This window comes from uncultured Lactobacillus sp. (genome assembly GCF_944327175.1).
GTDB lineage: Bacteria > Bacillota > Bacilli > Lactobacillales > Lactobacillaceae > Lactobacillus.
In genome coordinates, this window is record NZ_CALVGT010000037.1 from 1 (window position 1) to 9,347 (window position 9,347).

Annotated in this window: 8 protein-coding genes and 1 pseudogene; 5 read left to right on the forward strand and 4 right to left on the reverse strand. The window is 46.3% G+C overall.

All coding sequences use genetic code 11. The features are described from left to right. Positions 1–109: 109 nt before the first annotated feature. Positions 110–542: pseudogene (gene tnpA / locus Q0J41_RS05110) on the reverse strand (IS200/IS605 family transposase). Between the two features lie 197 nt (positions 543–739). Here tnpA and Q0J41_RS05115 point away from each other — a divergent pair. The 4 genes from Q0J41_RS05115 to Q0J41_RS05130 all read left to right on the forward strand — a co-directional run bounded on the left by Q0J41_RS05115 (position 740) and on the right by Q0J41_RS05130 (position 4,221). Further along, a complete protein-coding gene (locus Q0J41_RS05115) occupies positions 740–1,495 on the forward strand; it encodes a DeoR/GlpR family DNA-binding transcription regulator (protein ID WP_296227009.1) in 756 nt (251 codons plus the stop codon). A gap of 10 nt (positions 1,496–1,505) precedes the next feature. Then, complete coding sequence (locus tag Q0J41_RS05120) at positions 1,506–1,880, forward strand: bacteriocin immunity protein (RefSeq protein WP_296227012.1); 375 nt, start codon at positions 1,506–1,508, stop codon at positions 1,878–1,880. 303 nt (positions 1,881–2,183) lie between these two features. Beyond that, complete coding sequence (locus Q0J41_RS05125) at positions 2,184–3,104, forward strand: peptidoglycan-binding protein LysM (RefSeq protein WP_296227014.1); 921 nt, start codon at positions 2,184–2,186, stop codon at positions 3,102–3,104. A 169-nt stretch (positions 3,105–3,273) separates the two neighbouring features. Beyond that, positions 3,274–4,221 (forward strand): sugar-binding transcriptional regulator, encoded by a 948-nt coding sequence (locus tag Q0J41_RS05130; protein WP_296227015.1) that lies wholly within the window; start codon positions 3,274–3,276, stop codon positions 4,219–4,221. A 256-nt stretch (positions 4,222–4,477) separates the two neighbouring features. Here the strand turns inward: Q0J41_RS05130 and Q0J41_RS05135 are convergent, their stop codons facing one another. Next, positions 4,478–5,896, reverse strand: coding sequence for a DASS family sodium-coupled anion symporter (locus tag Q0J41_RS05135; RefSeq protein ID WP_296227017.1), 1,419 nt, complete (start codon positions 5,894–5,896; stop codon positions 4,478–4,480). Positions 5,897–5,921: 25 nt separating this feature from the next. Further along, the gene (locus Q0J41_RS05140; protein ID WP_296227019.1) at positions 5,922–7,325 is read right to left on the reverse strand and encodes a class II fumarate hydratase; all 1,404 of its coding nucleotides are present in this window, start codon (positions 7,323–7,325) and stop codon (positions 5,922–5,924) included. A gap of 402 nt (positions 7,326–7,727) precedes the next feature. Here Q0J41_RS05140 and Q0J41_RS05145 point away from each other — a divergent pair, with 402 nt between their 5' ends. Beyond that, complete coding sequence (locus tag Q0J41_RS05145) at positions 7,728–8,051, forward strand: hypothetical protein (RefSeq protein ID WP_296227021.1); 324 nt, start codon at positions 7,728–7,730, stop codon at positions 8,049–8,051. 11 nt (positions 8,052–8,062) lie between these two features. Here the strand turns inward: Q0J41_RS05145 and Q0J41_RS05150 are convergent. Next, positions 8,063–9,347, reverse strand: a 1,285-nt coding sequence (locus Q0J41_RS05150) for a glycoside hydrolase family 70 protein (RefSeq protein WP_296227023.1), incomplete at its 5' end; no start/stop codon positions are given.

Sequence of the window (9,347 nt, forward strand, 5' to 3'; positions counted from 1 at the left end):
AAGCATAATCTGCTGCTTGAGATTTGGATACAGTCTAAGCTTAATGCCATATTGTGGCAAGTCAGACTTGCGATTGCGTCTAGCCATGATGCTTCCTCCTTTCTAACATTTAGTGAAATGGCCTGTCCCATTGCGTTTCAATGTAATTTTTGACTACTGCTTCAGTTGTTACGCCAATGCTGCCCACATAGTAGCTTGGTGACCAGATATGACCTCCCCAGAAGTGCTCTCTCATTATCTCCGGGAATTTCTGAAACAGCCATTTGGCCGTAATGCCTTTCAGCTGCTTGACAATTAACTTTAGGCTTGGCAGAGACAAGAATGTGTACATGATTAGGCATTATTTCTAATGCCTTAACCGTATACTCGTTCTCATGGCAGATCTTAAGGATCTTGTCTTTGAGTGAGTCTACAATAATCGGATTAGCTAAGGCTTGGTTGCGGTACTTAGTACACCAAACAATATGATAGTTGAGGTTATATACGTAGCCTCGTTCATGGATGATATCTGGTTCATCATTTTTGAATTCGTATCTGACCATATGTAAGAGACCTTCTTTGTGCTGTTATGCTAATAATTGCTTTCTTATATTATACCACGTATCGAACTGGAATTTATATAGTATGCACAAAAAAGAGCGATTCAACTCAGCATTTAAATACCAAGTTTTCTCGCTCTCTGTCAATAAAATGAAGTCACACCCGTTTAATGATGCTATTTTCTATTTAGGGGGAAGCAATGACACAAGCAAACAGACTCCAAGAAATCCGCCGCCTGCTGCTGGAAAAGCGCGAACTCAAAACTAAAGAAATTGCTAGCCACTTTGGTATTTCCTTCGACACCGCCCGACGCGATGTCCTGCGTTTGACTAAAACCGGCCAGGCGATCCGGATCCATGGCGGCATTATGGCCGTTGACGATGATAATGTCCCTAGTTACTTGGCCCGGCAACACATCCTCTCCCCGGTCAAGCGGGATCTAGCTGAAATTGCCAGCCACTTCGTCCATGACGGCCAGTGCGACTTCATCGGCCCATCAACCAGCCTTAACTTACTCTGCCAGCGGCTGGCAGGACGCGACTTAACCGTTGTCACCAACTCGATCGACAACGTGCTCGCCCTCCTGCCCTCCCGGTTGCCGGCGGTTAGCTTTTTGGGCGGAAAAGTGGAAAAAAATAACCGTTTTACCCACTCGCCTCAGGCTATGGAGACTCTCCGCCAGCTTCGTTTCAACACCGCCTTTATCGGTATGGTCAAGATTGGGCCAGACGGTGCTTACTTGAAAGATGCTGACGACGCGGCCATGATTCAACTGGCCATCTCAAGGGCTCAGCGGGTCGTCTTGGTTGCTGAAAAGTATAAGTTTGTTTCTGAAATCACTGCCCCCTATCAATCCGCTCCCCTGGACCGGATCGACGTGGTAATTACTGACGCGCCTTTGGATGCTGAGACTCAAAAGCTCTTCTCTCCAAAGACGCGGCTGATTCATCTTTAGGAGGCACATCATGCAAGTGGCAATTTTCCGCAAGTTTTTTCAAAAAAATGATCAAGCGAAAGAGCGTGAGCAAACCTGCCAAATTCTCAAAAACTTCTACGCCAGCTTTTTCTCTGATATTTATAATGAAAGAAACATTGGCCGTTACAAGCCTTTGCGGGACGCGATTGCCCTGGTCCTGGGCCACTTTGACTCCGGCAACCACCCGATGGAATACGCGGCCAAGCTGGCGCTTTACCTGCCAGCCAAGGCCAGCCTCAACCATCTCCGCTTTACCAAAGAACAGCAGGGGCTGCTTAAGCAACTGACCCAGCTGACCCGGCGGGTCAAGCTGAACTTCGTTTACCTCAGCCCCCTGGACTCGATCAGCCAGTTCAGTTTCTAACGGAAATTAATTCTATTTTTGAAATAATTGCATGTGTAAAAGACTAGTCTAGCGGCTGGTCTTTTTCTTTTATGTCATTCTTTTGACAATTGTTACTAATGTTACTTATTCGTACAGCTAATTTAAAGCGCTTAAAATGATAATTTTAGCCCTGTTTCTGTCTTTTTTATGATCTTTTTGCCAAAAAAATGTTCATTTTACCCGATTGTTAACGAGCTGTGGTTGTTTTGTAACAGTCCTGTCATATTCCTTTAGTAGCATAGACTTAGTTTTTAAGAGAAGCAAGTGAGGAGTTTCTACCATATGATGTTCAAACACAATTTCAAGAAAGTTTTATCAGCAACTGCTTTTGCAGCTGCCCTCGTGGTTGCTCCTGCCGCTAACGTTTTAGCGGCTACTAATGACGCAAGTTCTACCCAACAATCAGCAACTGCAACTAGTCAAGACCAACAAGCCAGCCAAGACCAGGCCGCAAGCCAGTCTAGCGCTGACAACCAAAGCTCAGCTACTGCTGCTTCAGCAAGCTCAACTAGCTCAAGCACTTCTACCTCGGCTTCAACCAGCACGGTAAAGAAAACCACTAAGAAGGCTAAGAAGCACAAGAAGAAGGCTGCTAAGAAGACTAAGAAGATTTCCAAGAAGAAGACTGCTAAGAAGGCTAAGAAGACTTCTAAGAAGAAGGCAGTCAAGAAATCAACCAAGAAGGTTGCTAAGAAGGCCAAGAAGACTTCCAAGAAGTCAACTAAGAAGACTACTAAGGCCGATACCGCAGCTGTAACTGCCAGCGCTGACCAAAGCCAGGCAACTGACCAAAGTTCAGCTTCAAACCAAAGCTCAACTGACCGGCAAAACGACGCGGCCAAGAAGGCTGCTGCTGCCGCTAAGAAGGCTGCTAAGAGAGCCGCGGCTAAGAGAAAGGCTGCTGCTAAGAAAGCCGCCGCTAAGAGAAAGGCCGCTGCTAAGAAGAAAGCTGCTGCTAAGAAGAAGGCTGCTAAGAAGTCAGCTGAAAAGGCTGCCAAGTACTGGATCGCTATGCGGGAATCAGGCGGTTCCTACACTGCCAGAAACGGCAGTTGTTACGGCCGCTACCAACTCTTGATTTCTTACCTGGGCGGTAACTTGTCCAAGAAGAACCAAGAACGGACTGCTGACCGCTACGTTTACGGCCGTTACGGTTCATGGGTCAACGCCAAGAGATTCTGGCTGGCTCACAACTGGTACTAAAATCAGACAATGACGAAGGGAGAATCGCTTGATTCCCCCTTCTTTTTTGCTCATTTTTTGCTTTTTGCCTTTTTCAAAAAATGATACCTTTTTACTTGTTTTACAAAAGTAACCTTTTGCTTTACAATATTTAAATAGCTTTTAAAATGTCTAAAATTGGGAGGAAATCATGCAGCTCAGCAACGACCAGCTTGCGAACATCGCACACGACTACTACATCAGCAAACTCAACATCGCCGAAATTTCCGCCAAGTACAACCTGTCCCGCTATCTCATCGACAAGGCCTTAAGCGACGCCGAAAAGACCGGCATCGTCCAGATCAACATCAAGAAAGGTGCCAAGCGGAATCCCGGCCTGGAAAAGACCTTCCGCCAGCAGTTTGGCCTCAAGGAAGCCTTTATCTTAAAGAAGCTGGAGACCAAGAACCAGGACAGTGAAAAGATCGTCAGCTTCGCCGCTGAACAGATCCAGAGCTACATGCAATCCAGCAAGAATGTCGGGATCACCTGGGGCACGACCATGCTCGAAATCATCAACTCCTTTACGGAAGTTAAAAACAATGACTTGACCTTCGTTCAGCTGGTTGGCTACCCTCTCCAAGGCAGCGGCCGCAAGAATCCTTTGGAAAGCATCGCTGCTGCCCAATGCGGGGGCCGCTTCCGTGCCCTGCCAGCTCCCCTTTACTCCTCCAACCCTGACCTGGTCAACTTGATCAAGAAGGAGCCTTTTTACGAGAAACTGGATGAGCTTTATGACCATATGGACCTCCTGGTCGCCAGCTTAGGCACCCTGCAGGCTTTTGAAGAAGAAAGCTTCCTGCATAAAAAATACGAGAGCCTCCTCTTTAAGGACATCCACCAAAAGAACATTTCCGGCATGATCTTCGGCCGGCCATACGACCATGATGGCCACTTCTTCAGCTCCATTATCGACAAGATCATCGGCATCTCTGACCAGCAGATCGTCAAAACCCCGGTCCGTTTCGTGGTGGTCAACGACCGCTTCAAGTCTGAAGCCCTCCTCGGCGCCCTCAAGTCCGGCATCATCACCCACTTAGTCACTAGCGAAACCATCGCCAACCGGGTTCTGCAGCTGCAAGAAGAAAGCGGCCGATAAAAAATTAATTATTCTCCCTGCTTAGCAGGCAAAAGGACCGGCTCTTTTTCGGAGCTGGTCCTTTTTTCAACCGGTATAATCTAGCTATCCCCCATTTTGTATGTAAATATCTTTCTCATTTTCCGATAATTTTGCCCTGGGCCTGGCCGCTACTTTTACCGCCGCGCTAAAAAGGCAGCTCCGCTAAGGAGCTGCCTTTTCACTTACAAACTTTTTACTTTACTTACAAGCACTTTGCAAACTTGCTTTTAAACTTTTACCACAAGCCGATCAGCTTCATCCACAAGCCGCCGATGCCGCCGTAGACTACCAAGTAGAAGAGACCCAAAACGAAGCACATCTTCCACCAGTCAGTCTGCTTGACATAGCCTGGGGCAAAGAGGGCGGTTGCTGGCCCACATGAGTAGTGGGTGGTTGACTGGAAGATCGCCCCAGTCATCCCCAGCATGATAGCCGCGAACATTACCGGTACGCCGGCACTCTTGGCAATCAAGAGCAGCGGAGCGTACATGGCAACAACGTGGGCCGTGCCGGAGGCAAAGAGGTAGTGGCTGTAGAAGTAAACCAGAACCAGGATGGCCATGACCAAAACTGGTGACATGCCGCCAATGACAGACTTGATTGAAGTCTGCAGCCACGGAATCACGCCGCCCTTAAGGCTCAGTTGGTTGGCCATGAAGATCAGGATTGAGAACCAAACGACAACGTTCCAGGCACCAGTTTCGCTCAGCATGTCCTTGGTGGTCAAAACCCCGGTTACCAGCAGAAGCGCGGTTGCCAGGAAGGCTACCCAGGTAGCGTTCAAGCCGATGAAGCTGGACAGCATCCACAAGACAAGGGCCAGGATGAAGACTGCCATCATAACCTTCTCAGAAGCCTTCATAGCGCCCATTTCCTTCAATTGGCCGTCAGCCCATTCCTTGGCGTTAGGAGTTTCCTTGATCTTAGGCGGGTACATCTTGTAGAGGATGATTGGCACTAAGATGAAGGAGATCAAGGCTGGCACGATAGCTGCTGCTACCCAGCCGAACCAGGAAATCTTGACCCCGTTAGCCGCTGCCAGACCAACTGCAGCCACGTTAGGAGCTGAGGCAGTCATGAAGAGGCTGGATGAGATCGTGTTGGCGTGGAATTCGTTGAAGACCAGGTAGGAACCGATCTTGTCTTCCGTGCCATCAGAAACCTTGGAACCGAAGGTGTCGGACAATGATTCGATGATTGGCAGGACGATACCACCAGACCGGGCAGTGTTACTTGGGGTGGCTGGTGAAACAACCAAGTCGATCATGGACAAGGAGTAAGCCAGACCCAAAGTCTTTTTCCCGAAGGCCCGGACGAAGATCAAGGCGATCCGCCGGCCCAAGCCAGTCTTGGTAAAGCCCCGGGCAATCATGTAGGCCATGGCGATAGTCCATGGAGTTGAGTCAGCGAAGGCTGACAGAGCTGGCTTCATTTGAACCAGGCCCAGGCCGATGATGGTCACGTAGGCGATAATTGATACCCCGGCAATTGGCAGAGGCTTAGTGATGCAGGCAATGATCGTTGCCAAGAAGATGGCGAACATATGCCAGCCGGCAACAGTGATGGTTGCCGGACGCAAAGGAGTGAGCAAGAAGAGCCCAATCCCGATGATCAAAGGCCAAATGAAGCCTTTGTAATTAACTTTAGCTAACATTTTTTCTCCCGTTTTTTGAAAAAGACTATTCTTCCGGCTTAGTCCGGTCGATGTTGGTCATGGCCATGTAGTCCATCCATTCATCGTATTGTTCTTCAGTCACCTTGCCGCTCTTGAGGGCAGCTTCCTTCAAGGTAGTGCCTTCACGTTGAGCAGTTTGGGCGATTACGGCAGCTTCATGGTAGCCAATCTTTGGTGACAAAGCAGTAACAGTCATCAGGGAGTTTTCCAGCAGGTCGTCCATTCTTTGTTCATTGACAGTCAAACCGTGGATCATCTTGTCAGCGAAGCCAGTGATAGTACCAGCCAGGATTTCAGCTGATTCCAAGAAGGCAGCGATCATGACAGTCTTGAAGACGTTCATTTCGAAGTTACCTTGGCTGGCAGCGAAGTTGATGGTTACGTCGTTACCCAATACGCGGGCTACAGCCATGGTTACGGCTTCAGCTTGAGTTGGGTTAACCTTGCCTGGCATGATTGATGAGCCTGGTTCGTTGGCAGGGATGTTCAATTCACCGTAGCCGGCACGTGGGCCAGAAGCCAGGAAGCGGATGTCTTGAGCGATCTTGAACATGTCGTTGGCCAAAGTCTTGAAGGCACCGTGCATTACGCTCAAAGCTGAGTGGTGAGCCAGGCCCCAGAACTTGTTGGTGTCGACCTTGAATTCGTGGCCGTAAACTTCGCTCAGCTTGCCGGCGATAGCTTCAGTCATGCCTGGAGCAGCGTTCAAGCCAGTACCTACGGCAGTACCACCGATAGCCAATTCGTAAAGGCTTGGCTTCAATTCTTGGATGTAAGCCAGGTCATGCTTCAAGGCTGAGATGTAGCCGGAAACTTCTTGGCCGAAAGTCAAAGGAGTAGCGTCTTGCAGGTGGGTGCGGCCAACCTTGACAGTCTTCCAGTACTTGTCTTGCTTTACCTTAAGTTCGTCAATCAGGTGTTCAATAGCTGGTTCCAGCTTGTCGACAGCTTCAACGGCAACGATGTTCATTGCAGTTGGGTAAGTATCGTTTGAGCTTTGGCCACGGTTGACGTCATCGTTTGGCAGGATGTTCAAGCCTGGGTGAAGCTTGTTAGCCAGGTTGGCAACAACTTCGTTGACGTTCATGTTGGTTTGAGTACCTGAACCGGTTTGCAATACGTGAAGTGGGAAGTCCTTGCGCAAGTCTTCGTCGCTAAGTGCCAGCAATTGGTCGATAGCTTCTTCGATTGCTTGTCCCTTTTCAGCTGGTTCGTCGCCAACTTCAACGTTTGATTCCGCAGCAGCCTTCTTCAAGTGCAGGAAAGCACGGATGATAGCCAATGGCATTAATTCGCCGGATGGGAAGTTGTTGCGGCTTCTTTCAGTTTGCGGGCCCCAGAGAGCTTCCTTAGGAATCTTAACTTCACCGATCGTGTCTGATTCAATACGGTATTCTTGTTCTGCCATCTTACAAATCTCCTTACAAAATACTTTTACAAAAATCTTGCTTAACTAATTGCATTATATAACGGCTTTTTTGAATTTTGTTAAAAATGACACAGCTTTTTTGTGTTTTTTAAAGAATTTCAAGGACTGTCTATTTTTTAAAATTTGGGGAATTTTTTGGCATTTTTGTTAAAATGTAAAAGCTTTCATATATAAGTAAGCGATTACCAAAAGATTTTCGCTATTTATTTTGACGTGAAAAATTTTTTAGGTCTAGTTTTTTGCAGAGAGTTAATGAAAAAAGTAACTTGTGAAATGTTAATTAGCTAAAAAGCGTTTAAGCAGTTTTCCTTTATATTAATACGTTTTCACAAAGATTACAGAGAATGCGCAAAATGAGCATAGCCCAAAAAACAGATATTTTTGGCAGCCGAATCCCCGGCACAAACAGAAAGATACAAGGAAGAAAAAGAGCTTCAGAAGTTGCTAAATGCTTCTGAAGCTCTTTGTTTATGGGCCGATTTTCATTCAATCACGATTTACTTTTCTTGCTTTCAATTCTTAAAGCTGAAGCCAAAGAGAGAAATTCCGGCCAGCAGAGACAGGATACAGGCCTTAGTAAGTCATGCTTTCATCCTGTTGTCCTTACTAACCACAAAATGTAACAAAACAGACAAAAAACTGCAATTTACCAGGAAGAAATCCCGTAAATTGCAGTTTTTCACTCTTTTAGGTTCCGTAGTGTAATATTGTCGTAATTAGGCTTTCCTAATCTGCTTTTTTAATTCCTGTTGAATATAGTAATCAGTCAATCCCATCTGTTCTGGAAGGGTCGTCTTAAACTTATCGTTATTACCACCAGCCAGGTAAGCGTAATTGCCATTAGGTAATTTCACAGCTAAACCAATTCCAATATTTTGAAGTGATGTACCGTTTTGGTATTTAGCAGACCACTTAGTAATATGAGTAGTTGGATCAGGAGCTACGCCGGTAGAAATGGCCTTTGTGGTGAACAAGTCAGGATACTTGGACTGTAACTCTGACAGATACTTACCACCATAAGTTTCCTGTCCGTTTCCACCACCGATTGTGTATGCAAAGTAGATTTGATTAGCATATGTCTTACCATTGACGGACATTTGCATTCCAAGATTATTAGCTCTGGTAACCGTTACTGCTTCTTGACCGGAAAAGCCAATCATCTGGTTCATAACAAGATCTTCCTGAACCTTTAAACCAGCACTATGTAAAGCGGCAATCGCGTTTGCTAATTCTTCACCACTTCCATACTTGGTTGGATTAGTATTAGTCCCTAGGTTATAGCGATCAGTCATAGAATAACCTTCGTTATAGCGACTCATACCAAACGGTGTGTAAGCAGGGGCCATCCAGAAGTCAGTGATTCCCAGGTTGTTAAAGAGCGCAGCGTTTTGGGCAATAATATTATATGCATGATTCTCTGTACTTGTTGGTTCAGGTTGATACAAACTAAAGTCTTCATAGATCATATGAGAATCAAGTGCAGCATTAGATTCGAAGATCTTATTACTATTTGCTGAAACAGTAGCGGCATTAGTAGTAACATCCTGATTTCCAGAAACAAGTGGGACCCACACACCAAGATATCCACTTACATATGGATTGCTGTATCCCTTAACAGTAACCTTCAAAATACCATTATCATCAGTTGTTAAGGTCTCTGGATTTTCAGCACCATCAGCATTATATGTTAAACCATTATTCGTTGTGTCAAGCAAGTTACGATACTGCTCATTAGCATGGGCACGACCCATATTAATAGAAATCGTTTGCTCTGCCATTTGTGGATTGTTACCAACGATAACTGCCATCCCACTCGTTCGACTCAAACTATCAGTACCCTCACTATTAGCATTAGCAACGCCCTTACCATAACGAACGCTTGCAATTAAGTTATCGCTAAGCTTGGTCATTGTTTGTCCGCCGCTAACAAATTGTTTCCGTGCCTTCATTAACGTCGTAATTGCATCATAGTAGATCGACTTTTCCTGCATATATTGTGCA

Bases quoted from the DNA above. Each gene is read 5' to 3' on its own strand.
- Q0J41_RS05125 (WP_296227014.1), top strand. From the start codon at position 2,184: ATGATGTTCAAACACAATTTCAAGAAAGTTTTATCAGCAACTGCTTTT.
- Q0J41_RS05140 (WP_296227019.1), bottom strand. From the start codon at position 7,325: ATGGCAGAACAAGAATACCGTATTGAATCAGACACGATCGGTGAAGTT.
- Q0J41_RS05115 (WP_296227009.1), top strand. From the start codon at position 740: ATGACACAAGCAAACAGACTCCAAGAAATCCGCCGCCTGCTGCTGGAA.
- Q0J41_RS05130 (WP_296227015.1), top strand. From the start codon at position 3,274: ATGCAGCTCAGCAACGACCAGCTTGCGAACATCGCACACGACTACTAC.
- Q0J41_RS05120 (WP_296227012.1), top strand. From the start codon at position 1,506: ATGCAAGTGGCAATTTTCCGCAAGTTTTTTCAAAAAAATGATCAAGCG.
- Q0J41_RS05135 (WP_296227017.1), bottom strand. From the start codon at position 5,896: ATGTTAGCTAAAGTTAATTACAAAGGCTTCATTTGGCCTTTGATCATC.